This window comes from Streptomyces sp. ISL-94 (assembly GCF_018614075.1).
Taxonomy (GTDB): domain Bacteria; phylum Actinomycetota; class Actinomycetes; order Streptomycetales; family Streptomycetaceae; genus Streptomyces.
In genome coordinates this window covers 53,792-80,594 of the sequence record NZ_JAGGOZ010000064.1, presented here as the reverse complement: position 1 = coordinate 80,594, position 26,803 = coordinate 53,792, and the positions used below count along the sequence as shown (strand labels likewise).

Here is a 26,803-nt window from a genome sequence, read left to right as displayed (position 1 = left end):
TGGGCCGATCTGATTACGCTTGGTTCAGCGGTTAGTCCACTTCTGCCCTGGAGTGCCCATGGAAGCGGCCCGGCAGTACAACGTCCACGAGGCGAAAACGAACTTCTCCAAGATCCTGGAGGCGGTCGCCACCGGCGAAGAGGTGATCATCAGCAAGGCCGGCGAGCCGGTGGCGAAAGTGATCCCGCTCGCGGGGAAGGTCCTGCGGACCGCACGCGGCTCCGTCAGGGAGCCGGTGGTCTTCCGGGAGGACTTCGACGACATGTCCGACGACCCCGGCTTCGCCGAAGCCTTCGGGCTGCTGCCCCACAGCGAGGGTGCCGAGTGAAGCTCCTGGCCGACACCCACGTCATCGTGTGGTGGCTGATCGACTCTCCGCAGTTGTCGGAGGAGGTCAAGGACCTCCTGGACAGCGAGCGGCTCGCCTACGTCAGCGCCGTCACCCCCTGGGAACTGGCCGTCAAGCAAACCCTCGGCAAGTTGGACGGCCCGGAGGACCTGCCGGAACGGGCCAGGGACTGCCAGCTCAGGCCCCTGCCGGTCACCGCCCTGCACGGCATCCGGGCGGGTCAGCTCCCCCTCCACCACAGGGACCCCTTCGACAGGATACTGATCGCCCAGGCCCAGTCCGAAGGGCTCACCCTCGTCACGCGCGACAAGTTCATCCCGCTCTACGATGTCGACGTACTGACCGTCTGAGCTCGCCGCGTCGCCCCGCCGGAGAGACGCCACTGGCCGAGGGAGCACGAGTCCGTGACGAGCGATGCCATGGCCCGCCCCGCGCCCGCGCCCGCGGGCACACCTGCCGTGAAGACGGGGAGGGGCCGGTGGGCCGGGCCCTGGGTGGTGGCCGGCGGGCTGTTCCTCGTCTACCTCGTCCTGTCCGTCGGGCGGTTCCGGCGGATGGAGTGGGCCTCCTGGGACCTGGGGATCTTCGAGCAGGCCATCCGCGCGTACGCGCACCTGCAGGCGCCCGTCACGGATCTGAAGGGGCCCGGGGCCAACATCCTCGGGGACCACTTCAGCCCGGTCATCGCGCTCGTCGCCCCCGTCTACCGGATCTTCCCCGGCCCCGTCACCCTGCTGGTCGTCCAGTCCGCCCTGTTCGCGCTCGCCGCCGTCCCCGTCACCCGGGCGGCCGTACGGTTCCTCGGCCATGCCCGCGGGATCGCCGTCGGCGTCGCCTACGGGCTGTCCTGGGGGATCCAGCGGGCCGTCGAGTTCGACTTCCACGAGATCGCCTTCGCGGTACCCGTGATCGCCTTCGCCCTGGAGGCGCTGCTCGCCCGCCGCTGGCGGGCCGCCCTGCTGTGGGGACTGCCGCTGGTCCTCGTCAAGGAGGACCTCGGCTTCACGCTCGCCGCCGTGGCGGTGGTGGTCGCCTGGCGGGCCCGGACCGCCGACCGGCGGGCTGCCTGGACCGCCCTCGGCGTCGCCGCCGGGGCCGTCGTCTTCGCCGTCCTCGTCTTCACCGTGTTCATTCCGGCCTTCGCCACCGCGGGCTACGGCTACTGGGACAAGCTCGACGGCTCGGGCAGCCCCCTCGACGGCATCGGCACCAAGCTCACCACCCTGGGCTGGGTCCTCATTCCCACCTCCGGGCTGCTCGCCCTGCGCTCGCCGCTGCTGCTGGTCGCCGTCCCCACCCTCGGCTGGCGGTTCCTGTCCGGCGACGACCACTACTGGTCCACCGACTGGCACTACAGCGCCGTGCTGATGCCCGTCGTCGCCCTCGCCCTCGTCGACGCCATCGGCACCGCCCGGCGCAGCGACCGGCCGCGGCTGCGCGCGTACGCCCTCCAGATGCCCACCGCCGTCCTCGCCGCCGCCCTCGCCCTGAGCGCGACCGCCATGCCGACCGCCAAGCTCGCGGAAGCCCGTACCTACGGGAAGCCGGCCCGTGTGACCGCCATCGAGCAGCTCCTCGACCGGATCCCCGACGGGGCCACCGTGGAGGCCGACACCACCCCGCTGACCCGGTTGACCTCCCGCTGCCGTGTGCTGTGGATCGGCGGCAGCAAGGGCGTGGTCCCCGACTGGATCGCCATCGACAACGGCTCCAAGTGGGCCGGCGAGGACCCGGCCGTCTACGCCGGCCGGCTGCACCCCGGCGAGCGGTTCACCCTGGTGGGCGAGGCCGACGGCGTCGTCCTGCTGCGGCGCACCTGACAGGGCGTGCCCGAGGCGGCCCGCCTGAGGCGGCGGACGTGGAAAGGCGCCGGCCCGGAACCTCCCCCGAAGGTCCCGGACCAGCGCCTCCCCGTACGACCGCGGCAGTCCTAGTCGCTCGCGATCGCGTTCAGGACGTTCATCCGACCGGCCCGGAAGGCCGGGACCAGCGCGGCGAACAGGCCCACCAGGGCCGAGCCCGCGAACACCCCGAGGATCGTCGGCCACGGGATCTCCAGCACCTTCAGGCCCTGGAGCGCGAGCAGCTGCTGCGCGGTGGCCCCCCAGCCCATGCCCAGCCCGAGGCCGAGCAGGGCGCCGAAGAGGGCGATGACCACCGACTCCAGGCGGATCATGCGGCGCAGCTGGCGGCGGGAGAGGCCGATGGCGCGCATCAGGCCGATCTCGCGGGTCCGCTCCACCACCGACAGGGCGAGGGTGTTCACGACGCCCAGGACCGCGACGATGATGGCGAGGGCCAGAAGCCCGTAGACGATGTTGAGGAGCTGGCCGACCTGGTCCTTCAGGGACTGCTTGTAGTCGGCCTGGTTGCGGACGACGAACTGCGGGTAGTCCGCCAGACCCGTCTTGACCGCCGTGTACGCGGCGGCCGCGTCCTGCCCGTCCTTCGCGCTCGCCAGCAGCATGAAGGGGCGCGGCAGCCGGTCGGCCGGGACGTTCGCCTCGGCGACCGCCGTGCTGATGTACTTCATGGTCTTGTCGAGGTTGCCCTCGTCGCTGGTGATCGCGGCGACCTTCAGCTTGACGGTGCTGCCGCCGGTGAAGGCGACCGTCAGCTCGTCGCCGAGCTTGATCCCGTGCTTGGTGGCGTACTCCGAACCCACCGACATCGAGTGCGCTCCGTACGCCGCCGCGTGCTCGCCGGCGACCATCTTGCGGCGGATGTCCTTGGCGTACGTGGGATCGGTGGCGCCGAGGCCCACTTCCTCGCCGACGCCGTCGGGGGCGGTGACCTTGGCGTCCACCTCCCGGTAGGCGGTGACGTGGTCGAGGCCCTTGACGGCGCGCATCGCCTGCTCGGCCTGCGGCAGGACCGGCTGCCCGGTCTGGGAGTTGACGATGAAGTCCGCGCCGACCGACTTGTCGAGCTCGTCGGTGGCGGAGGCCACCATCGAGGAGCCGACCACCGACAGGCAGGCGACCAGCGCGAGCCCGATCATCAGGGCGGCGGCGGTGGCGCCGGTGCGGCGCGGGTTGCGCAGGGCGTTGCGCTCGGCGAGCCGGCCGACGGACCCGAAGGGCCGCAGGACGATCCCGGAGAGCACCCGCACCACGCCCGCGGCGAGCAGCGGGCCGATCACGATGAAGCCGATGAGGGTGAAGACGACGCCCAGCCCCAGCCAGGCCGATCCGACGCCGGCCTCGTCGGCGGCCGTGGCGAGGTAGAGCCCCGCGCCGCCGATGGCGGTGAGGGTCAGGCCGAGGCCGGCGCGGACCGCGCCCGCCTTCTTGTCGCCGGGGGTGCCCGACTCGCGCAGGGCGGCCATCGGGGAGACCTTGCCGGCCCGGCGGGCCGGGATGAAGGCGGCGACGACGGTGACGACGATGCCGAGGAGGATGCCGACGACCGGGGTGGTCCAGGCGACGGTGAGGTCGTCGGTGGACAGGTGCATGCCCATCTGGCCCATGAGCTTCATCAGCCCGACGGCCAGACCCACACCCGCGCCGACGCCCAGGACCGAGCCGACGAGGCCGAGGAGGAAGGCCTCCAGGACGACGGAGCGCAGGACCTGGCTGCTGTCGGAGCCGATGGCGCGCATCAGGCCGATCTCGCGGGTGCGCTGGGTGACCAGCATGGCGAAGGTGTTGAAGATCAGGAAGATGCCGACGAGGAAGGCGATGGCCGCGAAGCCGAGCATCGCGTACTTCATGACGTCGAGGAAGGAGCCGACGTCCTTGCGTCCCTGGTCCGCGGATTCCTTGGCGGTCTGGAGCTTGTAGGTGCCGGCGCCGACGGCGGCGGCGATGTTCCCCTTGAGCTGCTCGTCGGTGACGCCGTCCTTGGCGGTGACGTTGATGTTCGTGAACATGCCGGGCGCGCCGAGGAGCTCACGCTGGGCGGTGGCCGTGTCGAAGTAGACGACGGTGGCGCCCGGGTTGGTCACCTTGAAGGTGGCGATGCCGGAGATCTTGGCGCGGAAGTCGCCGGTGACGGCGATGGTGCGCAGCTCGTCCCCGATCTTCAGCTTGTGCTTCTTGGCCGTGTCGGCGTCGACCAGCACCTCGGTGGGGCCGCGCGGCTCGTGGCCGGAGCTGACGGCCATCGACTTGAGCTCGTTGTCGTTCCAGCTGGCGGCGATCGTCGGGGCACCGGAGGTGGGGCCGACGTTCTTGTTCTCGGCGTTGACGACCGTGACGGACAGCGAGATGACGCTGCCCTGGGCCGACTCCACGCCCTGCACCGCGGAGACCTTCTGGACGGCGTCGCCGGGGATGGTCGCGGGCCGGGCGGTGCGCGGGTTCTCCACGTCGTCGTCGCCGGGGGTTCCGGCCGGCTTCGCCGAGACGGTGACGTCGGCGCCGGTGGTGGCGAAGAGCTTGTCGAAGGTGGCGTTCATGGTGTCGGTGAACACCAGCGTGCCGCAGACGAAGGCCACCGAGAGCAGGACGGCGATGGCGGAGAGCGCCATCCGCCCCTTGTGCGCGACGAAGTTGCGCCGCGAGGTCTTCAGGACGGTGCTCATGAGGTCCGTCCGCGCGCGTCGAAGTCCTTCATCCGGTCGAGGACCTGATCGGCGGTGGGCCCGTACATCTCGTCGACGATCGCGCCGTCGGCGAGGAAGATGACGCGGTCCGCGTAGGAGGCGGCGACCGGGTCGTGCGTGACCATGACGATGGTCTGGCCGAGCTCGTCCACGGAGCGGCGCAGGAAGCCGAGGACTTCGGCGCCTGCGCGGGAGTCCAGGTTTCCGGTGGGCTCGTCGCCGAAGATGATCTGCGGGCGGGCGGCGAGGGCGCGGGCGACCGCCACGCGCTGCTGCTGGCCGCCGGAGAGCTCGGTCGGCCGGTGCTTGAGGCGGCCGGCGAGGCCGACGGTCTCCACGACCCGGTTCAGCCACTCCGCGTCGGGCTTGCGGCCCGCGATGTCCATGGGGAGCGTGATGTTCTCCAGGGCGTTCAAAGTGGGCAGCAGGTTGAAGGCCTGGAAGATGAAGCCGATGCGGTCGCGGCGCAGCTGCGTGAGCTTCTTGTCCTTCAGCCCGGTGATCTCGGTGTCGTCCAGGTGGATCTGCCCGCTGGTCACCGTGTCGAGACCGGCGAGGCAGTGCATCAGCGTGGACTTGCCGGAGCCGGAGGGGCCCATGATCGCGGTGAACTGGCCGCGCATGATGTCCACGTCCACCTGGTCGAGGGCGACGACACGCGTCTCCCCGGAGCCGTAGGCCTTGACGACCTTGCGTGCCCGGGCCGCGACGGCTGCATGCCCTCCAGTGCCCCCGTGCCTGGTTTCGGTCATAGCCGTTGTCACGGTGTTTCTCCTTCTCCTGCTGCTGCTGCGGTGGCGTGCGTCGCCGTCGTGGTGGTGGTGGTGATCGTCGTCAGGAAGTCTGTTGCGGAACGGGACCCGGCGCGCTGGTGCCCATCGCCGTATCCGTCCGGGGGTTAACCCCACCCCCGGGGCCGCCTGTGTCCCCCGGCCCATGTGAACCAGTTAAAGACGCGGCCGGACCTCCGGCCTCATCCGCCGGGACGAAAGACCCCTGGACCGTTGTGCTGAGTGACCCTTAGGGGTTCTCCACCCTTCGGGGGAGCTGCTCTGGGGGATACCGCGGGACACAGGCGTGGTGAGAAGGTGTTCCCCGCAAGTGCGTGCAGGGGGAAGGAATCTTCGTGGGCTCAGGGGAGAGCACGGCCGGAAGCCCGGACCACATACCGGGGCGGCCCTCGGAGAGCCCGCCGGGGAGACCGGTTTCGGCCAACGCTTCCGCGGCGGGGGCGGCGGTCGGTGCAGCCGGCGCGGCGGTCGGTGCAGCCGGCGCGGCGGTCGGTGCAGCCGGTGCGGCGGTCGGTGCAGCCGGCGCGGCGGTCGGTGCAGCCGGCGTGGCGGGGAAAGCGGCGGGGGCGGGGCTCGGGCGGCCGCAGGCGCCCGTGGTGGTCTCGCTGATGCTCGGCATGGCGCTCGTCGCCCTCGACAGCACCATCGTCTCCACCGCCGTCCCCCAGATCGTCGGCGACCTCGGCGGCTTCTCCGTCTTCTCCTGGCTCTTCTCCGGCTACCTCCTCGCCGTCACCGTCACCCTCCCCGTCTACGGCAAGCTGTCCGACACCTTCGGCCGCAAGCCCGTCCTCCTCTTCGGCATCGGCCTCTTCCTCGTCGGCTCGCTGCTCTGCGCGCTCGCCTGGAACATGGCCGCCCTCATCGCCTTCCGGATCATCCAAGGCCTGGGCGGCGGCGCCCTCCAGGGCACGGTCCAGACCCTGGCCGGCGACCTCTACCCCCTCAAGGACCGGCCGAAGATCCAGGCCCGGATGTCCACCGTCTGGGCCACCTCGGCCGTGGCCGGCCCGGCCCTCGGCGGGCTGCTCGCCTCGTACGCGCACTGGCGCTGGATCTTCCTGATCAACCTGCCGCTGGCCGCCCTGGCCCTGTGGATGATCGCCCGTCACCTGACCGAGCCCGTACGGTCCCCCGGGCGCCGGGGCCCGGTCGACTGGGCGGGGGCCCTGGGCGTCTTCGCCTGCGGCGGGCTGCTGCTCTTCGCGCTCGTGCAGGGCGGCGTCGCCTGGCCCTGGCTGTCCGCGCCCTCGCTGGGACTGCTGGGCGCGAGCGCGGTGCTGGCCGCGGTGGTGGTCCGGGTGGAGCGCCGCGCCGAGGAACCGATCCTGCCCGGCTGGGTCTGGCGCCGGCGCACCATCGCCGCCGTCAACCTCGCCATGGGCGCGCTCGGCCTGCTGATGGTCGCCCCCATGGTGTTCATGCCGACGTACGCCCAGTCCGTGCTCCGCCTCGGACCGATCAGCGCCGGGCTGGTCATGTCCGTGATGACCCTGAGCTGGCCCATCACCGCCGCCTTCAGCCAGCACGTCTACCGGCGCATCGGCTTCCGCAACACCGCGGCCGTCGGGATCGCCCTGGCCGCGGTGATCCTGTACTCCTTCACGCTGCTCCCCCACCCCGCCCGGCCCTGGCAGCCCGCGCTGATCATGCTGCTGCTGGGCGGAGCCCTCGGCCTCTTCCAGCTCCCGCTGGTCGTCGGGGTCCAGTCCACCGTGGGCTGGGCCGAACGCGGAACGGCGACGGCCTCGGTGCTGTTCTCCCGCCAGGTCGGCCAGAGCGTGGGAGCGGCCCTGCTCGGGGCCGTCGCCAACGCCACCATCGCCGCCCGCCTGGTGGACGCCCCCATGCCCGGACTCCCGGACCACCTGGACGACGTATCGAAGGCCCTGGACCAGCCCGAACTCCTCCCGCAGGCCGCCGCCGACTACCTGCGCGAGGCCGTGGCCGCCGCCGTGGACCACATCTTCCTCGGCGCGACGGGCGCGGCCGTGGCCTCCCTGCTGGTGCTGCTGCTGGTGGCGCCGCGGAAGTTCCCGGTACTGCCGGAGCAGCGCGAGCAGTAAGCGGTCGAGCAGTGAGCGGCCCAGAAGTAACGGCCGGAAAAGAAACCCGACTTGTCATGCCCAGCACCCATGCGCGAGTGTCTCACCAGGACCGTTTCCGGGGGGACGACACGACATGGCTTCCGCACTCTTCGCACTGGCGTTACTGGCCGCACTGGCCGGGCCTCTCGGCCTGCGGCTGCGCCGCCACCCGGGGTTCGTCACCGGACGCGACGGCCGGCTGTCCACCTCGACGGCGCTGGCCCTCGCCTGGACGGTGATGCTGGTCTGGCTGCTGCTCACGATCCTGGCCTACGGGCTCACGGCAGGCGGCGGAGTCTCCTACTTCCAGGGCTCCGACGACCCTCTGTCCCCGCTGACGACGGTGTACCTGCCGCTGCTCGGAGGCCCGTACGCGGCCCTGATCGGGGCGAAGACAGTCGTCGGCATACGGGTGGGGAACGGCACCCTGGCCAAGCCGGCCCCGAAGCCGTCGGCCTCGGGACGGCGGCCGCTGCGGGAGCTGATCGCGAACGACAGCGGGCGGACGGACCTGGTCGACCTGCAGTACGTCGCCCTGAGCGGGGTCACGATGCTGTACGTGGCGCTGTTCTTCCTCTCCGACGTGGGCGGGGGACTCCCCCACCTGCCCTCCGAGATCTGGACCCTGACGGGGGCTCCGGCGGCCGCCTACCTCCTGAACAAGCTGGCCATCCGGGCGAACCCGGTGATCACCCAGGTCACCGCCTCCGAGGGCCGCCTCACGGTCGAGGGCGGCGGCTTCACCGACCCCCGCCTCACGGTCGACGACACGCCCCTCCCCACCACCCCGGACCCGGCGATGGGCACCACCCTGACGGCCCCTCTTCCGGAGGCCATCCGCCCCCCGTTCACGGTGGTGGTCACCTCCCGGGGCCTGCGCAGCGACCCGTACCGCTACGAGTCCCCGCCGCCGACGGTTCCGGCACAGCGGTAACGGCACAGCGGTAAGGGCTCACGGGCGCTTGTGGCGGGCGTAATAGCGGGCCACCCGGGCCCGGTTGCCGCAGGCGGCCGCCACGCACCAGCGGCGCCGCGGGTGCGCCGGGAGGAAGAGCAGGACGCAGTCCTCCGCCTCGCAGGCGCGGACCGACGTCACGCGGGGGTCGGTCAGGAGGTCCGCGACCGCCTCGGCCAGTTCGGCCGCGAGCCGCTGGTGCGGGGCCGCCGCGCGGTGCGCGGCCGCCGTCAGGCCGGTCTGCGCCGTCCAGGCCAGCTCGCGGTGGGACGGGGCCGCGGCCAGCGCCCCGTTCAGCGCGCGCAGCGCATCGGCCGGGGGCCGCTCGCCGCGCCGGGCGGCGTCGAGTGCCGGCCGCGCGGCTTCCCGTACGGCCCCTGCGGCGGCCACCTCGGCCGCACCCACCTCGCCGAGCGGCGTCAGCCGCCCGGCCTGCTCGGCCAGCCACGCGCCGAGGCCCGCCGGGTCGGCGACGAGGTCGCCCTCGGCGGTCCGGGTGTTGAGGAGGTCCAGAGCCAGGGGCTCCCCGGTCAGCGGAAAGGTCACTGTCACCTGCCTAATGCTACTCGAACCGCTTGACTCGTTAGGAAAGATCAGCAAGGCTAATGCCATTAAGCACCCAGGAGGCATGTGATGACCGCCGCTCGCCGCACCGCCCCGTCCGTCCCGTCCGTCCGGCACCGCACCGTCGACGTGGACGGCGTGCGCGTCGCCTACCGCGAGAGCGGCCCCGCCGACGGCCCCGTCCTCCTGCTCCTGCACGGCTTCCCGACCGCCTCGCACCAGTTCGCCCGCCTGATGGACGCCCTCGGCGGCACCCCGTACCGGCTGATCGCCCCGGACTACCCCGGCTTCGGCCGGACCGAGGCGCCGGAGGGGTTCACGTACACCTTCGACCGGCTCGCCGACATCGTGGAGGGCTTCACCGACGCCCTGGGCCTCGACCGCTTCGCCCTGTACCTCTTCGACTTCGGCGCACCGGTCGGGCTGCGGCTCGCCACGCGCCGGCCGGACCGGGTGACCGGGCTGATCGTGCAGAACGGCAACGCGTACGAGGAGGGGCTCTCGGACGCGGCCCGCGAGTTCGCCGGGCTCCGGCGGGAGGTGCCGGGCAACGAGGAACGGGTCCGGGGGCTGTTCACCCTGGAGGGCACCCGCTTCCAGTACGAGACCGGCGTCGCCGACACCGGCCTCCTCTCCCCCGACAGCTGGACCCTCGACGTGCACTACCTGGGCCTGCCGGGGCGGGCCGACGCCCAGGCCGACCTCGCCTTCGACTACGCCTCGAACTTCGGGCACTACCCGGCCTGGCAGGCGTGGCTGCGGGGGGCGGGGGTGCCGGTGCTGGTCGTGTGGGGCGGGGGATCCCTTCTTCACGCCGGCGGGGGCGAAGGCGTACCTGCGGGGACGTTCCGGGGGCGGCCGTGCACGTCTTCGCCGGCGCGGGCCACTTCGCCCTCGAGACCCACCTTCCGGAGATCGCGCCCCTGATCTCCACCTTCCTCGCCGACCTCCCGTAGCGGGGCCTCTGCGGGGCAGGGCAGGTGCGGCCCAAAGATCCGGGACTCCGCCCCGTACCCCGCTCCTCAAACGCCGGAGGGGCAGGATTTTGCCCGCCGTAGCTGGGCACGCGCTCAAAGATCCGGGACTCCGCCCCCTACCCCGCTCCTCAAACGCCGGAGGGGCTGGATTTTGCCCGCCGTAACTGGGTGGGTGCGGCCGCCGGCCGGATGGGCTGGATTGCCCGCAGGGCGATCTCAGCCTCGCCGGCGTCTGAGGCGCAACCTCAGCCCGGCCGGCGTTTGAGGCGCGGGGTCCGGGGCGGAGCCCCGGGGCGGCCGGCAGGCCGCTGTGTGGAGGCGAGCCCCCGCCAGGGAAGGGTCAGGCCGGGGTACGGCCCGTCAGGGCGGCCAGGCTGGAGCGGACGTGGTCCATGTGGGCCCGCATCTCCTCCTGCGCCTCCGCGTGCTCCCGCAGGATCCGCTCCGTCTCCCGCCCCACCCGCTCCTCCCGCACCCGCGCCTCCGCCAACAGCTCCACCGCCGCCGCATCCGCGTCCTCCTGGCCGTGCCGCGCCGATTCCTCCGCCTCGGCGAAGGCCCGCCGCGCCTCCGCCAGCCGGGACTCCGCGTGCCGCTCCAGCTCCGCGTGGCGCGCCTCCAGCTCCGACTCCCGCGCCGCCAGCTCCCGTTCCGACGCCTCCCACCGCTCCGTCCGCTCCTGCTCGCGCTCCGCCAGCAGCGCGTCCGACCGCCGCCGCATCTCCGCCAGCGCGGCCGCGCCCTCCGCCCGCCAGGCCTGCGCGTCCTCCCGCGCCTCCGCCCGCGCCTCGTCCGCCTCCTGCTGCGCCCGCAGCAGCCCCTGCCGGGCCCGGACCTCCGTCTGCTCGCGCACCGCCTCCGCGTCCTGCCGCGCCAGCTCCGCCACCCGGTCCGCGTGCGCCTCCGCCGCGCCCAGCGTCGCGGACGCGTCCGCCCGCGCGTCCTCCCGTACGGACTGCGCCTCCTCCTGCGCCAGCAGCAGGATCCGGCGGGCCCGCTCGCTCAGGTCCTCGTACGTCTGCGGGGCCAGCGCCGCCACCGCCTCACGCAGCCGTACCGCGTCCGCCTCCATCTGCCGGGCCAGGACGGTCAGCCGTGCCACTCGCTCCCAGGCCTCGTCACGACTGCCGGAGAGGCGGGCCAGATACCGGTCGACCTCTTCGATGCGGTAGCCACGACCGCGCACAGTCGCAATGGGTGCACTCATCCTGGAAGCGCCTCTCTCGCGGGGATTCCTGTCAAGGATGCGTCATTTGCTTCCAGAAGCCGGAATGGCCGGGCCGAGACCCCGTGCGGGGGTCTCGGCCCGGCCATCGGACCGATCATCCGATCAGAGCAGTCCGTCCCACATCTGCTCCAGCAGCACCGACCACCAGCTCTCCGGCGAGGCCAGCGCCGCGCTGTCGAGCCCCGCCAGATTCGCCTGGAAATCGACGGTCCAGCGGCCCGCCTGCTCCGGCGTCAGATGCTGGCGCAGCCGCCACATGTGACCCAGCATCGCGAGGGACCGTACGAACTGCGGCAGGCTGGAGTTCACGAACTGCGGCGGCACCGGGGCACCGCCCGGACCGCCCTCCACCGGCACCGCGACGATGTGCGCGGTCCCGTACTGCACGCAGAGCGCCTTGCCGAAGTCGCTGCCGACGACGAGGTACGAGCCCGCGTCCGACGCCGGCTGCACCTGCCGCTGCGCGGCCATCTCGGCCAGCGTCGGCACCGGCTGGCCCGGCACGGCCTGCGCCCAGAAGAACGGCCCGAAATCGACGGGCAGTCCCGACCACATCAGCGTCTGCGCCACGATCTCCGGTACGCCCTGCCGGGATACGGCCCGCTGGTCGAAGCGGAACACGCCCTGCGGGCCGAAGGCCCCCGCCAGCTCCGAGGCGATCGCGTCCAGCGGGATCGCCGGCTGGAGCGGGACCTGCGGCAGGGGCGCCCGTACCGGCGCGGGGCGCGCCGGGCCGTCCGCCACTTGGTGCAACTCGCCCTGATGGGTGAGCAGGTGGCGCATACCCTGCTGACGGCCCGCGTGGTCCTTGCCGTACGGGGCCACGCTCGTGATCCGCACCTGCGGCCAGGTCTCCCGGATCATCCGCGCGCAGTAACCGCCGGGCAGCTCACAGGACTCCAGCTCGGTGTGCAGCTCCAGCACCTGCTGCGGCGGCACGTTCATGGCGCGCAGCTCGTGCAGGATCTGCCACTCGGGGTGCGGGGTACCGGGCGCCGAGCGGCGGATGAGCTGCTGCTCGGAGCCGTCGGGCGCGCGGTAGCGCAGCACGGCCTGGTAGCCGGGGCCGACGGTGGGCGCGCCGGTGGGCGCCGGCGGCTGCTGCGCGACCGGTCCGCCCGGCGGCGGGCCTGGCGGCGCGGGCGGCCGGCCCATCGGCGGGCCGGCCAGCATGGTCGCGGCGTGGTCGAGCCCGGCACCGGGCGCGCCGGGAGCACCGGGAGCCCCCGGCGGACCGGGCGGCTGCGGTACGCCGGGACCCGCGAGCATCGTGGCGGCGTGATGGGCACCGCCACCGGGAGCCCCGGGCGGGCCCGGAGGCGCAGGCGGCTGACCCGCGCCCGGAGCACCCGGAGGACCGGGCGGGCCGGGAGGCGTGGGCGCCCCGCCCACGACGGCCGGACCGGCCAGCATCGTCGCGGCGTGCGCGAGCCCGCCACCCGGAGCGCCGGGAGCAGCGGGAGCGCCGGGCGCGCCCGGCGGACCGGGCGGCTGCGGTACGCCGGGACCCGCGAGCATCGTGGCGGCGTGATGGGCACCGCCACCGGGCGGACCGGGAGGCGTGGGCGCCCCGCCCACGACCGCCGGACCGGCCAGCATCGTCGCGGCATGGCCAAGCCCGCCACCCGGAGCACCCGGCGCACCGGGCGCACCGGGCGGACCCGGCGGCGCGGGCGTGGGGGCGGGCGGGCGGCCCGCGCCGGAACCCGTCGGCCGGGAGATCTGGGCCTTGCTCGTGGGCGCGTCGGCGATGTCGCCCGCGTCCGGCTGCAGCGCCGGCGTGACGGCGGTCTTCGGCAACCGGCTGCCGCCCTCCATCAGCGTGGTCTTCGCCTCCGGCGCCACCCCGGACAACGGCGCGTCCTCCAGGTCCGACCCGGAGAGCGGCGGCGCGAACACCGTCGCGGGCAGCGGTACGGACGCGTCGTCCGCACCGGGGTTCACATCGGTTCCGGCCCACGGCGTGGACCCGGCCGGCACCCCGTCGTTGGCCGTCGGCTCGTACGGGACCTCGCGCCGCAGCGGTACCGCGTCCACCGGCTCCGGCGCGGCGGCGGCCGGCTCGGGCGCCTGGGCGGGAGCGGGGGCGACGGCCGCAGCGGCCACGGGCTGCGGCACGGAAGAAGACACCGGCTCCGGGGCTGCCGCAGCGGCAGGAGCCGCCGGGATCCCCGCCCGGTCCGCGGCCTCTTGCAGCCACTCGGGCGGGCTCAGAATGAACGACGTCTGCTCCGCGTCGATCCGCGGCGGCGGAACCGAAGCCTCCGAAGCAGCGGCCGCAGCCGCGGCCCCGTACTCCTCCTCGTACCGGCGGATCACCTCGCCCACCGGCAGCCCCGGCCACAGCGTCACCTCGCCGCTGTCCCGCGCGATGACCAGCCGCTGCCGGCCGCCGCCCGAGACGGGGCCGGCCGACCGGTCCTCCGCCCACACCACGAAACCGAGCCCGAACTCCCGTACGCGCACCTCCCGGTGCTGGTACCCGGGCACGTCCCCGTTGATCCATTCCTCGGCGCGCTCCTGCGCCTGCGCAAACGTCACCACGGCGCGATCAACCCTCCACCAGGACCGGAACCGAACGCGCGAATCCGCCGTCCACCATCAGACCGGCCACCGACTCCAGCTCCGGCGGATTACCCGCCAACCGCTCCAGAAAGGCATCGAGATCACCGCCGCATGGCAGCAACAGCCGCTCCACGCGCTCCTGCACGGACCAACCGTCGCGGTCGCGCGCATCGTCGTACGGGGAGAACCACACCGACCCGATGCCCTCGCCCTTCACCTTCAGCGCGAGCAGGCCGCCCTGCACGAAGGCCACGCACAGGTAGTCCTTCGTCAGGTGGTCCCGCAGACACTTGTTGACGTACAGCAGGTCGTTGACCGCCGCCTCCTCACGCACCGTGAAGAACGGCTGGTCCACCAGCAGGCCGAGGTCCACGTCCAGTCCCGCGCCCACCGGCGCACAGCCGCCCGCGGCCTTCAGGAACGAGCGGTACGCCTCCGGCAGCCGGTAACCGAGGTCCTCCTCGACGCCCTGCACCAGCTCCTCGGAGACCGACACCACCGTCTTGGGCAGGCCCAGGTGCACCGGGCGCGCCTCCTGCAACGGCCGCGTGCCGCGCTTCTCGTGGTCCACCGGCGCCGTCGCCAGCCCAGCGTGGTGCCGCAGCAGCGCCTTCACCTCGACCGGGACGAGCTCCATGCGGCGCGAACCCGACACGTGGTGCCAGGTCCAGCCGTGCGGGGTCGCCACCGGGCCGACCGTGTCCCACAGCTCGTGCCCGGCCGCCTGCATCGCGGCGTTCGCGGACACGTAGTCCGTCAGGCGCAGCTCGTCGACGCCGAAGCCCTCCGGCGGATCCGCGATCTCCACCGCCGCGCGCGCGTACGCGGAGAAGTCCGGATGCCCGTTGCCGTCCATCCGCACACCGTGGGGATGCCGAGCGGCCCGGACCGGGTCCGGGAAATGCACGACCTGCCCCGAGTAAGCGGCGTTGGGTGGCGCGGCCTGCTGCCCGAGCCGACCTGTCGTCATGGCGGTAGCCCCCTGCTGGATCTGGCTGGTTCAGCACAGCCTATGTGTTGGGGCAAGGGGCTCACCCGCGCGCGACCGGCACACCCGACCGGTGGCCGGGAAGATCCGAATTGATACGAATATTCGACCCCGCTTCCGCATGACAGGTGACATTTGGCAGGCTGTCCCCGCAGCACGGGGGCGTGCGCACAGCGGCGACCACCGCGGCCACGGGAGGAAAGCGCGACCATGCAGAACACGGCAACACGCACAGAACCGGCCGACACCACCGGCCCGGCCACCGCTTCAACCGCCTTGGCCACCACCTCGGCCACGGCTTCGGCCGCCGAACCGGGCGGCCCCGCCGGCGACCCCCGCCTGCGCTGGAGCAGCACCGACGGCCGGTCCGCCATCCCCGTCCTGCGCTTCCGGCGCGACGGCATCCTGCCCACCGTCGCCGCCGCCCTCTCCGTACGCGGCGAAACCCTCACCGGCACCGCCGGCAAGGCCGACCAGCCGCCCGTACTCCACCCGCTCGTGCAGGATTTCCTCGACACGCTCACCAGCGGCCAGCGCGAACGTTTCACCGGCCGCTGTCCGGAGGCGATCCTCCTCTCCCGCCACCTGGCCGCCGTCGAAGGCGCCCGCTCCCGGCGCGCCTCCCGCAAGCCCCTCTCCGCGAGCGAAGCCCGCCGCTCCCTCAAACACGCGAAGATCACCGCCCGCCGCATCCGCGAGGACGGCGACCCCCTCCACGGCAGCTACGCACCCCCGTGCCGATCCTGCGACGCACTCCTCGCCCACTTCGGCGTACGCCCCGTCGACCTCACCCCCGCCGAGTAGCCATGACCCCTTCAGCCTCAGCCGCTTCCGCCGCCTCCGCCTCCTACGACCGATCCTCGGCCACCCGCTTCCCCGTCGCCGTGGACTCCGCCCTGCGCACCGCCGGCTGGGAGCCCGGCCGCTGGGACATCAAGCAGGCCGAGTACTGGGCCGACGCCCTCCGCGACCACACCACCCCCGCCGGGCACCGGCACACCGTCTTCCCCGCCGCCGTCGAGGCCTGGGCCGAATTCGGCGGTCTCACGGTCAGCGCCCCCGGCCCCGGCCGGCAGACAGCCCCCACCGCGATCCGGCTCGACCCGCTCACCGGACTGCACCTGGCCCGCACCTTCGCCGACCTGGGCCGCGCCCTGTCCACCCAGCTCTGCCCCCTCGGCGTCGAGGCCGACGGCGGATCCCACCTCGCCATCGACCGCGAGGGCCGCGTGTACGGCATCGACCACACCGGCGACTGGTACCTCGGCGCGGGCGTCGACGAAGCCCTCACCCTCCTCCTGACCGGCCTCCAGCCGACCCGCCTCACGACGGGCTGATCCGACGGGACCGGCCCCCCGGCCCCACCACACCCGGCCGGCCCGACCCGCGCCTAGCGCACCGGCAGAACGGCCGACACCTTGAACCCGCCCGCGTCCGTCGGCCCGGACACGAACACCCCGCCCAGTCCGAGCACCCGCTCCCGCATGCCCACCAGCCCGTTGCCCCCGCTCGGCAGCCCCGGCTCGGCGGACGTCCCGTCACACGGCCCGTTCTCCACCTGCATCGCCACTTCCCCGTCCCGGTGCGCGAGCCGTACCGTCACCCGCGCGCCCGGAGCGTGCTTGTGGCAATTGGTGAGCGCCTCCTGCACCACCCGGTACGCCGTCTGCTCCACCTCCGCCGGGTAGCCGGCCCCCGTGCCCTGCACCAGCATCTCCACGGCCATCCCGGCCGCCCGGGACTGCCCGACCAGCGCCTCCAGCTCATCGAGCGAGGGCCCGTCGTCCGATCCCTCCGCGAACCCGACCGCCGCCACCGGCACGGCCGGCCTCACCGGCTTCTCCGCGGCCCGCAGCACCCCCAGCATCTCCCGCAGCTCGGTCAGCGCCTGCCGCCCCATGTCCCCGACCAGCGCCGCGTTCTTCGCCGCCCGCGCCGGATCCTTCGCCGCCACCGCCTCCAGCGCGGCCGCGTGCACCACCATCAGCGACACCCGGTGCGCCACGACGTCGTGCATCTCCCGAGCGATCCGGGTCCGCTCCTCCGTACGGGCCCACTCGGCCCGCTCCTCCGCCCGGTCCGCGAGCATCGACAACTCCCGCTCCAGCGAATCCGCCCGCTCCTGAAGGCTCTCCATCAGCCGCCGCCGGGCCCCGATGTACAGCCCGAACAGCACCGGCGGCACGGTCAGCGCCACCGCCACGAACCCGGACAGCACCACCACGAGCGTGAGGTCGGCCTCGACGTCACCCCTGGTCCGCAGGTACATCACCACGAGGGTCGCGGCCAACGACATCGAAGCCAGCGTGGCCGTGATCCGCCGGGGCACCTCGGAGGAGGCAAGCGAGTACAGCCCCACCACCCCGAGCAGGAACCCCATCGCGGCCGGCGCCACGGCGATCCCCACCAGCACCACGGCGGTCGGCCGGCGCCGCCGCAGCACGAGCACGGCCCCGACCACCAGCCCGAACAGCACCCCGAGCCCGACGGGAATCCCCGCCGCCCGCGCGAAGGCCACTCCCTCCCACGCACACTCGACGGCAGACACGCCGCCGAGCACCACATCCCCCACGGCATCCCGCCGCCGCACCCACCACAAAGGCGGCCCAGCGCGGCCTTCCACATCCCCCGTACTGGTCATGCCGCCCAGCGTACGCAGCGCCCCCAGCACACGGTCGAACGAAAATCCCGAGAACCGCCGGTAATCGCACGTACGACGGAAAGGTCCGCACACCGAGACCTGAATCCCACATTCCGGACGACATTGGCGACATGACCGAAATTCAACGTCGCCCCGGCGACGGCACCGGCGGCCTCCGCAGCGGAACCGCGACCTTCGAAGCCCTCCGCGAGCAGGCGGTGGCCCTCCGCCGCGAGGGCTTCAGCCGCCGTGACATCCGCGACCGCCTGGCCGTCCACAACAACGACATCCTCAACCGCCTCCTGGAGGGCGAGCCGCCACCGGAATGGACGAAGCGCCCCCGAGCCAAGGACGACCTGCGCGCGCGAGCCCGCGAACTCCGCCTCCAGGGCCTCACGTACGACCAGATCCAACTGGAGCTGGGCTGCTCGAAGAGCTCGATCTCCCTCTGGGTCCGCGACCTCCCGAAGATCGATCACCGGTCCCCCGCAGAGCAAGGCCGGGACGCCGCGCTCAAGCGCTGGGCCCACGAGGGCCCACGCCGCGAGGCAGCACGAGACGCAGCCATCGAGGCGGCGCGAGAGGAGATCGGCGCACTCACTGACCGCGAGCTCTTCGTTGCCGGTGTCGCCCTCTACTGGGCAGAGGGCTCCAAGAGCAAGACCTACCGACACCTTCATCAACAGCGACCCGGGCGTCATCCGTGTCTACCTGGCATGGCTGCAACTCATGGAGATCCCTCGCGAGCGCCTCAAGTTCCGGGTGATGATCCACGAGTCCGCAGATGTGGACGGCGCCGAACAGTACTGGGCCGACTTCGTCGGGGTGGAACGAGCGCAGCTGCAGAGAACCACCCTCAAGAAGCACAACCCGAAGACCGTGCGGAAGAACATCGGCGCGGAGTACCGGGGATGCCTGATCGTCCGCGTCTCCGCCAGTTGCGCGCTGTACCGTCGCATTGAGGGCGCTTGGTGCGGCATAGTGGGGTCCGCTGGTTTGACCAAGTAAGCGGATGTCCGGTTTAGCCAGCTTTGCTATCCCCTGTGGTGTAATCGGCAACACGGCTTACTTTGGATAAGTTGTTTCAGGTTCGAGTCCTGGCAGGGGAGCAAAGCAAGTTCGGGTCCTGACCATCACGGTCCGGACCCGTCCTCGTTTCGACCCCTTGGCCCACCGGTATCCTTCACGGGTCCACCCCCGAAGCCGAAGGGCACACCCGTGAGCGCCAACCGCCCGGCAGCCGTCGTCGTACTCGCAGCGGGTGAAGGCACCCGCATGAAGTCGGCCACACCCAAGGTTCTGCACGAGATCTGCGGGCGCTCGCTCGTCGGTCACGTCGTCGCCGCCTCCCGTGAGCTGGACCCCGCCCACCTCGTCGTGGTCGTCGGGCACGCCCGCGAGCAGGTCACCGCGCACCTCGCCGAGATCGACGGGGACGTCCGCACGGCCGTCCAGTACGAGCAGAACGGCACCGGCCACGCCGTCCGCATGGCCCTCGAAGAGCTCGGCGACCGGCCGGCCGGCACGGTGATCGTCGTCTGCGGCGACACCCCGCTGCTGACCGGGGAGACGCTCGCGCAGCTCGCGCAGACGCACGAGGCCGACGGCAACGCCGTCACCGTGCTCACCGCCGAGGTGCCGGACTCCACCGGCTACGGGCGCATCATCCGGGACGGCAGCGGCGCCGTGACCGCCATCGTCGAGCACAAGGACGCCACCGACGCCCAGCGCGCCATCCGGGAGATCAACTCCGGGGTCTTCGCCTTCGACGGCGCCCTGCTCGCCGACGCGCTCGGCAAGGTCCGTACGGACAACAGCCAGGGCGAGGAGTACCTCACCGACGTCCTCGGCATCCTGCGCGAGGCCGGGCACCGGGTCGGCGCCTCGGTCGGCAGCGACCACCGCCAGATCCTCGGGATCAACAACCGCGTGCAGCTCGCGGAGGCCCGGGCGCTCCTGAACGCGCGTCTGCTGGAGCAGGCCATGCTCGCGGGCGTGACGGTCGTCGACCCGGCCAGTACGTTCGTGGACGTGACCGTCACCTTCGGGCAGGACGCCCTGGTCCACCCGGGGACGCAGCTCCTCGGTACCACCCACATCGCGGAGGGCGCCGAGGTCGGGCCCAACTCCCGGCTGAAGGACACCGCGGTGGGCGCGGGCGCCCGGGTGGACAACACGGTGGCGGACGGCGCGGTCGTGGGCGCCGAGGCGAGCGTGGGGCCGTTCGCGTACCTGCGCCCCGGCACGCACCTCGGTGCGAAGGCCAAGGCCGGCACGTACGTGGAGATGAAGAACGCGACGATCGGCGAGGGCACCAAGGTGCCGCACCTGTCCTACGTGGGTGACGCGACGATCGGCGAGTACACCAACATCGGCGCGGCGAGCGTCTTCGTGAACTACGACGGTGAGCACAAGCACCACACCACGGTCGGCTCGCACTGCAAGACGGGGTCGGACAACATGTTTGTGGCTCCCGTCACCATCGGGGACGGCGCCTACACGGCCGCCGGCTCCGTGATCACGAAGGACGTGCCCCCCGGTGCGCTGGCCGTGGCCCGTGGCCAGCAGCGGAATATCGAGGGCTGGGTGGCCCGCAAGCGTCCGGGAAGCGCGTCGGCGACGGCGGCTCAGTCGGCGGTCCAGGTGGACTCCGACGGCCGTTGAGGTGAACTGACCGGAAACGGGTACGTCTGGGACGGCGTACCGTGATAGTGCACGCAATTCGGCTGGCTCACCGTGTGCGGGACGGACGCACATGGGGGCGAGCAGCTTTCAACACGTCTGAGGAGACTGTGCTGTGACCGGGATCAAGACGACCGGCGAGAAGAAGCTGATGCTCTTCTCCGGCCGCGCCCACCCCGAGCTGGCCGAGGAGGTCGCACACCAGTTGGGAGTCGGCCTCGTGCCGACCAAGGCTTTCGACTTCGCGAACGGCGAGATCTACGTCCGTTTCCAGGAGTCGGCTCGTGGCGCGGACTGCTTCCTGATCCAGAGCCACACGGCTCCGATCAATAAGTGGATCATGGAGCAGCTGATCATGATCGACGCGCTGAAGCGCGCGTCGGCACGCTCCATCACCGTGATCGTCCCGTCCTACGGGTACGCCCGCCAGGACAAGAAGCACAAGGGCCGCGAGCCGATCTCGGCCCGTCTGGTGGCCGACCTGCTGAAGACCGCGGGTGCGGACCGCATCCTCACGGTCGACCTGCACACGGACCAGATCCAGGGCTTCTTCGACGGCCCTGTGGACCACCTGTCGGCCCTGTCGGTCCTCGCGGACTACGTCGGCGCCAAGGTGGACCGCACCAAGCTGACGATCGTCTCCCCGGACGCCGGCCGCGTGCGCGTGGCCGACCGCTGGTGCGACCGTCTGGACGCGCCGCTGGCGATCGTGCACAAGCGCCGCGACAAGGACGTCGCCAACCAGGTGACCGTCCACGAGGTCGTCGGTGAGGTCAAGGGCCGCGTCTGCGTCCTGGTCGACGACATGATCGACACCGGTGGCACCATCTGCGCCGCCGCCGACGCGCTGTTCGCGCACGGCGCGGAGGACGTCATCGTGACGGCCACGCACGGCATCCTGTCGGGGCCGGCGGCGGACCGCCTGAAGAACTCCAAGGTCAGCGAGTTCGTGTTCACGAACACCCTGCCGGACCCGTCCGACCTGGAGCTCGACAAGATCACGGTGCTGTCGATCGCCCCGATGATCGCGCGTGCGGTGCGCGAGGTCTTCGAGGACGGCTCGGTCACCAGCCTGTTCGAAGAGCAGCAGTAACAAGGGCCACAAAAGATCCTTTTGAAGTGCGGCCTTCCCGCCGGGTAGACTCCTGAAGTTGCTCGGCGAGGGAGGCCGCACTTTTGTGTGCGGGGCTCCGTTATCGACGCGCTCTTCGTAGCAGGCCGTTCCGGCCGGGTGACCGTTGTCCATTTCCGTCACCCCACGAGGAGTGAGCATGTCCGAGGTCAAGCTTTCCGCCCAGCTCCGTGACACCTTCGGCAAGGGCTCTGCCCGCCAGGCCCGTCGCGACGCCCTGGTTCCCGCCGTCATCTACGGCCACGGCCAGGACCCCAAGCACGTCAACGTCGAGGGCCACGGCCTGCAGCTGGCGCTCCGTACCCCCAACGTCCTGATCTCCCTGGACATCGCGGGCGGCGGCACCGAGCTGGTCATCCCGAAGGCCGTGCAGAAGCACCCGCTGAAGCGTTCGATCTCCCACGTCGACTTCCTGATCGTCCAGAAGGGCGAGAAGGTCACCGTCGACGTCGCGATCGTCACCGAGGGCGAGCTGGCCGTCGGCGGCAACATGCTGGAGACCCTCCAGAACACGATCTCCGTCGAGGCCGAGGCCACCCACATCCCGACCGAGGTCACCGTCTCGATCGCGGGCCTCCAGGCCGGCGACACCATCCACGCCAAGGACCTGGTCCTCCCGGCCGGCACCACCCTGGCCGTCGACGGCGACATCGCCGTCCTGCAGGTCGTGGCCCCGCAGGCCGAGGAGCCGACCGCCGAGGCCGAGAGCACCGAGGCCTGAGCCTCGCCTTCTCCCCTCAGCAGTTGCTGACCGACCGCCGTCCGGCTCCACTGGAGCGGGACGGCGGTCGTCTTCGTTCAGGACCTCAGGACCTAAGGAGCTTTTGATGTCGGACGACGCGGCGCCCTGGCTGATCGTCGGCCTCGGGAATCCGGGCCCGGAGTACGCGGGCAACCGCCACAACATCGGTTTCATGGTGGCCGATCTGCTGGCGGGGCGGATCGGCGGCAAGTTCAAGGCGCACAAGGCCCGGGCCCAGGTGGTCGAGGGCCGCATGGGCCCGCCGGGGCCGGCGAACCGCCGGGTGGTGCTGGCGAAGCCGATGACGTACATGAACCTGTCGGGCGGCCCGGTGACGGCGCTGCGCGACTTCTACAAGGTCCCGCTGGAGCGGATCGTCGCGATCCACGACGAGCTGGACATCGACTACCCGACGCTGCGCCTGAAGCTGGGCGGCGGGGACAACGGCCACAACGGTCTGAAGTCGATGACGAAGTCGATGGGCCCGGACTACCACCGGGTCCGCTGCGGGATCGGCCGGCCGCCGGGCCGGATGCAGGTCGCGGACTTCGTGCTGAAGGACTTCTCCTCCACGGAGCGCAAGGAGCTGGACTGGTTCGTGGACCGGGCGGCCGACGCGGTGGAGTGCCTGGTCCAGGAGGGCCTGGAGCGCGCCCAGTCGGGGTACAACTCCTGACCCGGCCGCCGCTGACCGGCCGCGGCCCGTACGGCGGTCCCCGTGTCCGGAGGCGCGCGAACGGCGCCGTCGTGCGGGGATCGTTATGCGGGACAAACGGAATGTCAGTTCTCAAGTCCGTACGAATACTTCCGAGTATCCCTTGACCTTGACGGTCGCGCGTCAGCATGCTGGGCCGCCACCTCCCACGGCACCGTCCCTCATCAGCGTCAGAGGTATCTCCATGCCAGTTTCCCGAGCCCGTTGGGCCGCCGCTGTGGTTCCCGCGGCAGCTTCTCTCGTCCTTCTCGCCGGTGCCGCTCCGGCCTTCGCCACCGACGCGTACACCGTTCCGCTGCACCAGGCGAAGGAACTCCCCCTCTTCGCGGCGCAGTACAAGGGGAAGCCCGGCGAGACGTGCGCCTCCATCCCGGCGACGCAGGACGGGTGGCACTTCATCGCGCCCGGCAGCCCGAACGAGGTCTCGTTCGTGAAGCTGACGGTGAAGTTCGAGCCCGGCGGCGAGCAGGTCATCACCACCTTCGGTCCGCCGAACGAGAACCACGCGTACGTGGCTTCGGCGCCCGGCGCGAAGCTGGTCTCGGCGGTGGCCGAGGTCGAGGGCACCACCGGCGGCGGCAAGAAGCTCGAGTGGTTCAACCTGTCGCACACCTGCCCGTCCACGGCCACCACGGAGCCGACCCCGTCGCAGTCGACCTCCGCCTCCGCCTCGGCGTCGGCTTCGGCGACGGCCAGCGCTTCGGCTTCGACTTCGGCATCGGCTTCGGCTTCGGCGAGCACGTCCGCCTCGGCTTCGTCGAGCGTGTCGCCGTCGGGCTCGGCCTCCTCCCCGGCTCCGACCGGTTCGGCCGCCGCGGCCGGCGGTTCCACCGGCGGTGGCGACCTGGCGAAGACCGGTTCTGACGCGCCGATCGGCCTGATCGCCACGATGGCGGGCGCGCTGATCGCGGCCGGCACCGTGCTGGTGGTCCGCCGCCGCAAGGCCGGCGCCGCGGGCTGAAACCCGTAGCTCCAGAGCGACAGGGCCCCCGCACAAGGTGCGGGGGCCCTGTCGTCGGTACGCCCGATGGTCAGCCGGTGTTGCGCAGGCCCGCGGCGACGCCGTTGACCGTGAGGAGCAGGGCGCGGGCGAGCAGCGGGTCCGGCTCCTCGCCGCGCGCGGCGGCGGCACGCTGGCGGGCCAGCAGGGAGACCTGGAGGTAGGAGATCGGGTCCAGGTAGGCGTCGCGGACGGCGAAGGTCTGCTGGAGGACCGGGTTGGAGCCCAGGAGCTTCTCGCTGCCGGTGATGCGCAGGACCTCGCGGACGGTGAGCTCGTGCTCGGCCTCGATGCGGGTGAAGACGTGCTTGAGGTTCTCGGGCACGAGGGTGTCGACGTAGTGGCGGGCGATCCGCAGGTCGGTCTTGGCCAGCGTCATCTCGACGTTGGACAGGAAGTTGCGGAAGAAGTGCCACCGCTCGCCCATTTCGGCGAGGACGTCCTCCTGGCCCGCTTCGCGCAGGGCCTTGAGGCCGGAGCCGACGCCGTACCAGCCGGGGACGATCTGGCGCGACTGGGTCCAGCCGAAGACCCACGGGATGGCGCGCAGGCCGTCGAGGCCGGCGCCGGAGTCGGGGCGGCGGGACGGCCGGGAGCCGAGGTGGAGGTCGGCGAGCTGGTCGACGGGCGTGGCGGCGAAGAAGTACGCCGGCAGGTCGGGGTCCTCGACGAGTGCCCGGTAGGCGGAGTGGGCGGCGTCCGAGACGGTGTCCATGGCCGCGTCCCAGCGGGCGAGGGCCTCGTCGGACTGGCGGGGCGCGGTGTGCAGGGCGGAGGCCTGCAGGGTCGCCGCGACGGTCAGTTCGAGGTTCTCGCGGGCCAGGGAGGGGACGAGGTACTTGTCGGAGATGACCTCGCCCTGCTCGGTGACCTTGATCTCGCCTTCGAGGGTGCCCCAGGGCTGGGCCAGGATCGCGTCGTGCGAGGGGCCGCCGCCGCGGCCGACGGTGCCGCCGCGGCCGTGGAAGAGGCGCAGGCGGACGCCGTAGCGGTGGGCCACGTCGCGCAGCCGGCGCTGGGCGCGGTGGATCTCCCACTGGCTGGTGGTGATGCCGCCGAACTTGGAGGAGTCGGAGTAGCCGAGCATGACCTCCTGGACGTCGCCGCGCAGGGAGACGAGGCGCCGGTAGGAGGGGTCGGCGAGCATCTCGTCGAGGATGACGTCGGCGGTGCGCAGCTCGTCGGTGGTCTCCAGCAGCGGCACGATGCCGATCTTGGCCCAGCCGCTGTGCAGGTCGATGAGGCCGGCCTCGCGGGCGAGGACAGCGGCGGCGAAGACGTCGTCGGCGCCCTGGCACATCGAGATGATGTAGGACTCGATGACCTCGGGGCCGAACTTCTCGAAGGCGTCCCTGATGGCGAGGAAGACGCCGAGGGTCTTCTGGCCGGCGGCGTCGAGGGGGGCCGGGCTGGGGGCCAGGGGGCGGCGCGAGCGGAGTTCCTTGGCGAGGAGCTTGCCGCGGTAGTCGCGCGGCATGTCGGCGTAGCGCCAGGACTCCTCGCCGAGCCGGTCGAAGAGCTGGCCGAGCGCGTGGTGGTGGGCGTCGGCGTGCTCGCGTACGTCCATGGTGGCGAGCTGGAGGCCGAAGGCGGCCAGCGTGCGGATCGTACGGTCCATGCGGCCGTCGGCGAAGAGCGCGCCCCGGTGCTCGCGCAGGGAGGTCTGGATGAGGGTGAGGTCGGTGATCAGCTCGGCGGTGCCGAGGTAGTCGCGGCCTTCCTCGTGGGGGGTGCCCTTGGCGAGGCGCTCGCGGGTGTTGAGGAGCTTCTGCCGGATGCAGGTGGCCTTGAGGCGGTACGGCTCCTCGGCGTTCAGCCGCTTGTAGCGCGGGCTGATCTCGGGGAGGCGTTCCAGGTCGGCCTGCAGGGAGGCGAGGAGTTCCTCGGTGGCCCCGGTGTAGCGGATGGAGTTGGACAGCAGCCCGCGCAGGAAGTCGATCAGTTCGAGGGCGTCGGTGATGCCGTGCTCGTGCTGGAGGATCAGCACGTCGCGGGTGACGTCGGGGGTGACGTTCGGGTTGCCGTCGCGGTCGCCGCCGATCCACGTGCCGAAGGTGAGGGGGCGGGTGCCGGCGGGCAGCTCGACGCCGACGCGCTGGAGCTCGGCGGCGAGGTCCTCGAGTACGTCGCCGACCGCGCCGGCGTGCAGCTCGTCGAGGTAGTAGATGGCGTTGCGGGCCTCGTCGGCGGGCTCGGGGCGGACCACGCGCAGCTCGTCGGTCTGCCAGACGAGGTCGATGTTCTCGGCGAGCCGCAGATCGTGTCGGCGGCGGTCGCCGGCGCCGGTGACGGGCTCCTCCAGCAGGGCGGCGATGCGGCGCAGCTTGTTCAGGACGCTGCGGCGGGCCGCCTCGGTGGGGTGCGCGGTGAAGACGGGGCGGACGTTGAGGTTCTTGACCGTCGCGCGCAGGTGCTCGGGGTCGGCGTCCTTGAGCATGTCGGCGGTGCGGGCGAGGAGGCCGCCCTCGGCGGCGCGGTGCGCGCGCAGTTCCTTGCCCCGGTGCACCTGCTCGGTGACGTTGGCGAGGTGGAAGTACGTGGAGAAGGCGCGCACCAGCTTGGCGGCGGTCTCCAGGTCGGTGTCGCCGAGCAGCGCGGCGGCGGCTTCGCCGTCGGTGCGGGTGAGGGCGCGGACGCGCTCGACGAGGTCGAGGAGGTCCTGGCCCTCCTGGCGTACGAGGGTCTCCCCGAGGAGGTCGCCGAGGCGGCGGATGTCCGCGCGCAGCTCTGCGTTGGCCGTGGCGGCCGGGGTGATGGGGGTGGCCTGGGCCTGGGCGGCCTGGTCAGCACTGCTCACAGGTGCGGCTCCTTGCAGTGTTCGAGCGCTACTGGGCGGTGGGC

Annotated in this window: 21 protein-coding genes, 1 tRNA gene and 1 pseudogene; 15 read left to right on the top strand and 8 right to left on the bottom strand. The window is 72.1% G+C overall.

Going from position 1 to position 26,803, the window contains the following annotated elements; translation table 11 throughout:
* Window positions 1–58 precede the first annotated feature (58 nt).
* The 3 genes from J7E94_RS20510 (at window position 59) to J7E94_RS20500 (ending at window position 2,169) form a co-directional block, all read left to right on the top strand.
* Window positions 59–328, top strand: coding sequence for a type II toxin-antitoxin system Phd/YefM family antitoxin (locus J7E94_RS20510; protein ID WP_215017461.1), 270 nt, complete (start codon window positions 59–61; stop codon window positions 326–328).
* Window positions 325–699: a type II toxin-antitoxin system VapC family toxin gene (locus J7E94_RS20505; RefSeq protein WP_215017459.1), complete on the top strand. Its 375-nt coding sequence runs from the start codon at window positions 325–327 to the stop codon at window positions 697–699. Before J7E94_RS20510 ends, J7E94_RS20505 begins: the two co-directional genes overlap by 4 nt.
* Window positions 700–768: 69 nt before the next feature.
* Window positions 769–2,169: a DUF2079 domain-containing protein gene (locus tag J7E94_RS20500; RefSeq protein ID WP_215017530.1), complete on the top strand. Its 1,401-nt coding sequence runs from the start codon at window positions 769–771 to the stop codon at window positions 2,167–2,169.
* A 110-nt stretch (window positions 2,170–2,279) separates the two neighbouring features.
* Here J7E94_RS20500 and J7E94_RS20495 read toward each other — a convergent pair whose 3' ends face one another.
* Together J7E94_RS20495 and J7E94_RS20490 are read right to left on the bottom strand one after the other, a co-directional pair.
* A complete protein-coding gene (locus J7E94_RS20495) occupies window positions 2,280–4,874 on the bottom strand; it encodes an ABC transporter permease (protein WP_215017457.1) in 2,595 nt (864 codons plus the stop codon).
* Window positions 4,871–5,647 carry an ABC transporter ATP-binding protein gene (locus J7E94_RS20490; RefSeq protein ID WP_251056948.1) on the bottom strand — a complete coding sequence of 259 codons (777 nt, stop codon included), beginning with the start codon at window positions 5,645–5,647 and terminating at the stop codon, window positions 4,871–4,873. Before J7E94_RS20490 ends, J7E94_RS20495 begins: the two co-directional genes overlap by 4 nt.
* 647 nt (window positions 5,648–6,294) lie before the next feature.
* On the opposite strand from J7E94_RS20490, the gene J7E94_RS20485 reads away from it, so the two are divergent.
* Together J7E94_RS20485 and J7E94_RS20480 are read left to right on the top strand one after the other, a co-directional pair.
* Window positions 6,295–7,752: an MFS transporter gene (locus J7E94_RS20485; RefSeq protein WP_215017528.1), complete on the top strand. Its 1,458-nt coding sequence runs from the start codon at window positions 6,295–6,297 to the stop codon at window positions 7,750–7,752.
* A 115-nt stretch (window positions 7,753–7,867) separates the two neighbouring features.
* Window positions 7,868–8,707 carry a hypothetical protein gene (locus J7E94_RS20480; RefSeq protein WP_251056947.1) on the top strand — a complete coding sequence of 280 codons (840 nt, stop codon included), beginning with the start codon at window positions 7,868–7,870 and terminating at the stop codon, window positions 8,705–8,707.
* 18 nt (window positions 8,708–8,725) lie between these two features.
* Here J7E94_RS20480 and J7E94_RS20475 read toward each other — a convergent pair whose 3' ends face one another.
* The gene (locus J7E94_RS20475) at window positions 8,726–9,280 is read right to left on the bottom strand and encodes an ABATE domain-containing protein (RefSeq protein WP_215017453.1); all 555 of its coding nucleotides are present in this window, start codon (window positions 9,278–9,280) and stop codon (window positions 8,726–8,728) included.
* Window positions 9,281–9,361: 81 nt separating this feature from the next.
* Between J7E94_RS20475 and J7E94_RS20470 the strand changes: the two genes are divergently transcribed.
* Window positions 9,362–10,219: an alpha/beta hydrolase gene (locus J7E94_RS20470; RefSeq protein ID WP_308345379.1), complete on the top strand. Its 858-nt coding sequence runs from the start codon at window positions 9,362–9,364 to the stop codon at window positions 10,217–10,219.
* Between the two features lie 390 nt (window positions 10,220–10,609).
* On the opposite strand, the gene J7E94_RS20465 is transcribed toward J7E94_RS20470, so the two are convergent.
* The 3 genes from J7E94_RS20465 to J7E94_RS20455 all read right to left on the bottom strand — a co-directional run bounded on the left by J7E94_RS20465 (window position 10,610) and on the right by J7E94_RS20455 (window position 15,032).
* Entirely contained in the window at window positions 10,610–11,476 is an 867-nt protein-coding gene (locus J7E94_RS20465; protein ID WP_215017451.1) for a DivIVA domain-containing protein, read from the bottom strand.
* A gap of 123 nt (window positions 11,477–11,599) precedes the next feature.
* Window positions 11,600–14,041, bottom strand: coding sequence for an SUKH-4 family immunity protein (locus J7E94_RS20460; protein ID WP_215017449.1), 2,442 nt, complete (start codon window positions 14,039–14,041; stop codon window positions 11,600–11,602).
* A 7-nt stretch (window positions 14,042–14,048) separates the two neighbouring features.
* Window positions 14,049–15,032 carry an SMI1/KNR4 family protein gene (locus J7E94_RS20455; protein WP_215017447.1) on the bottom strand — a complete coding sequence of 328 codons (984 nt, stop codon included), beginning with the start codon at window positions 15,030–15,032 and terminating at the stop codon, window positions 14,049–14,051.
* 228 nt (window positions 15,033–15,260) lie between these two features.
* Between J7E94_RS20455 and J7E94_RS20450 the strand changes: the two genes are divergently transcribed.
* Window positions 15,261–15,854, top strand: coding sequence for a YwqJ-related putative deaminase (locus J7E94_RS20450; RefSeq protein WP_215017445.1), 594 nt, complete (start codon window positions 15,261–15,263; stop codon window positions 15,852–15,854).
* 2 nt (window positions 15,855–15,856) lie between these two features.
* A complete protein-coding gene (locus J7E94_RS20445; RefSeq protein WP_215017443.1) occupies window positions 15,857–16,387 on the top strand; it encodes an SUKH-3 domain-containing protein in 531 nt (176 codons plus the stop codon).
* 53 nt (window positions 16,388–16,440) lie between these two features.
* Here J7E94_RS20445 and J7E94_RS20440 read toward each other — a convergent pair whose 3' ends face one another.
* Window positions 16,441–17,691: a sensor histidine kinase gene (locus J7E94_RS20440; RefSeq protein ID WP_215017441.1), complete on the bottom strand. Its 1,251-nt coding sequence runs from the start codon at window positions 17,689–17,691 to the stop codon at window positions 16,441–16,443.
* Window positions 17,692–17,822: 131 nt separating this feature from the next.
* Here J7E94_RS20440 and J7E94_RS20435 point away from each other — a divergent pair.
* From J7E94_RS20435 to J7E94_RS20405, 7 genes and pseudogenes are all read left to right on the top strand, one after another.
* Window positions 17,823–18,699, top strand: a pseudogene (locus J7E94_RS20435) (hypothetical protein).
* Window positions 18,700–18,728: 29 nt separating this feature from the next.
* Window positions 18,729–18,800: transfer RNA gene (locus J7E94_RS20430), tRNA-Gln, on the top strand.
* Between the two features lie 109 nt (window positions 18,801–18,909).
* The gene (gene glmU, locus J7E94_RS20425) at window positions 18,910–20,355 is read left to right on the top strand and encodes a bifunctional UDP-N-acetylglucosamine diphosphorylase/glucosamine-1-phosphate N-acetyltransferase GlmU (protein WP_215017439.1); all 1,446 of its coding nucleotides are present in this window, start codon (window positions 18,910–18,912) and stop codon (window positions 20,353–20,355) included.
* A 133-nt stretch (window positions 20,356–20,488) separates the two neighbouring features.
* Window positions 20,489–21,466 carry a ribose-phosphate diphosphokinase gene (locus tag J7E94_RS20420; RefSeq protein WP_215017437.1) on the top strand — a complete coding sequence of 326 codons (978 nt, stop codon included), beginning with the start codon at window positions 20,489–20,491 and terminating at the stop codon, window positions 21,464–21,466.
* Between the two features lie 178 nt (window positions 21,467–21,644).
* A complete protein-coding gene (locus J7E94_RS20415) occupies window positions 21,645–22,226 on the top strand; it encodes a 50S ribosomal protein L25/general stress protein Ctc (protein ID WP_215017435.1) in 582 nt (193 codons plus the stop codon).
* 106 nt (window positions 22,227–22,332) lie between these two features.
* Window positions 22,333–22,923, top strand: coding sequence for an aminoacyl-tRNA hydrolase (gene pth, locus J7E94_RS20410; protein WP_215017433.1), 591 nt, complete (start codon window positions 22,333–22,335; stop codon window positions 22,921–22,923).
* Window positions 22,924–23,146: 223 nt separating this feature from the next.
* Window positions 23,147–23,923 carry an LPXTG cell wall anchor domain-containing protein gene (locus tag J7E94_RS20405; protein ID WP_215017430.1) on the top strand — a complete coding sequence of 259 codons (777 nt, stop codon included), beginning with the start codon at window positions 23,147–23,149 and terminating at the stop codon, window positions 23,921–23,923.
* A 70-nt stretch (window positions 23,924–23,993) separates the two neighbouring features.
* On the opposite strand, the gene ppc is transcribed toward J7E94_RS20405, so the two are convergent.
* A complete protein-coding gene (gene ppc / locus J7E94_RS20400) occupies window positions 23,994–26,759 on the bottom strand; it encodes a phosphoenolpyruvate carboxylase (RefSeq protein WP_374224474.1) in 2,766 nt (921 codons plus the stop codon).
* Between the last annotated feature and the right edge of the window lie 44 nt (window positions 26,760–26,803).

Bases quoted from the DNA above. Each gene is read 5' to 3' on its own strand.
- J7E94_RS20510 (WP_215017461.1), top strand. From the start codon at position 59: ATGGAAGCGGCCCGGCAGTACAACGTCCACGAGGCGAAAACGAACTTC.
- J7E94_RS20500 (WP_215017530.1), top strand. From the start codon at position 769: ATGGCCCGCCCCGCGCCCGCGCCCGCGGGCACACCTGCCGTGAAGACG.
- J7E94_RS20495 (WP_215017457.1), bottom strand. From the start codon at position 4,874: ATGAGCACCGTCCTGAAGACCTCGCGGCGCAACTTCGTCGCGCACAAG.
- J7E94_RS20490 (WP_251056948.1), bottom strand. From the start codon at position 5,647: ATGACCGAAACCAGGCACGGGGGCACTGGAGGGCATGCAGCCGTCGCG.
- J7E94_RS20485 (WP_215017528.1), top strand. From the start codon at position 6,295: ATGCTCGGCATGGCGCTCGTCGCCCTCGACAGCACCATCGTCTCCACC.
- J7E94_RS20480 (WP_251056947.1), top strand. From the start codon at position 7,868: ATGGCTTCCGCACTCTTCGCACTGGCGTTACTGGCCGCACTGGCCGGG.
- J7E94_RS20470 (WP_308345379.1), top strand. From the start codon at position 9,362: ATGACCGCCGCTCGCCGCACCGCCCCGTCCGTCCCGTCCGTCCGGCAC.
- J7E94_RS20465 (WP_215017451.1), bottom strand. From the start codon at position 11,476: ATGAGTGCACCCATTGCGACTGTGCGCGGTCGTGGCTACCGCATCGAA.
- J7E94_RS20455 (WP_215017447.1), bottom strand. From the start codon at position 15,032: ATGACGACAGGTCGGCTCGGGCAGCAGGCCGCGCCACCCAACGCCGCT.
- J7E94_RS20450 (WP_215017445.1), top strand. From the start codon at position 15,261: ATGCAGAACACGGCAACACGCACAGAACCGGCCGACACCACCGGCCCG.
- J7E94_RS20445 (WP_215017443.1), top strand. From the start codon at position 15,857: ATGACCCCTTCAGCCTCAGCCGCTTCCGCCGCCTCCGCCTCCTACGAC.
- J7E94_RS20440 (WP_215017441.1), bottom strand. From the start codon at position 17,691: ATGACCAGTACGGGGGATGTGGAAGGCCGCGCTGGGCCGCCTTTGTGG.
- J7E94_RS20415 (WP_215017435.1), top strand. From the start codon at position 21,645: ATGTCCGAGGTCAAGCTTTCCGCCCAGCTCCGTGACACCTTCGGCAAG.
- pth (WP_215017433.1), top strand. From the start codon at position 22,333: ATGTCGGACGACGCGGCGCCCTGGCTGATCGTCGGCCTCGGGAATCCG.
- J7E94_RS20405 (WP_215017430.1), top strand. From the start codon at position 23,147: ATGCCAGTTTCCCGAGCCCGTTGGGCCGCCGCTGTGGTTCCCGCGGCA.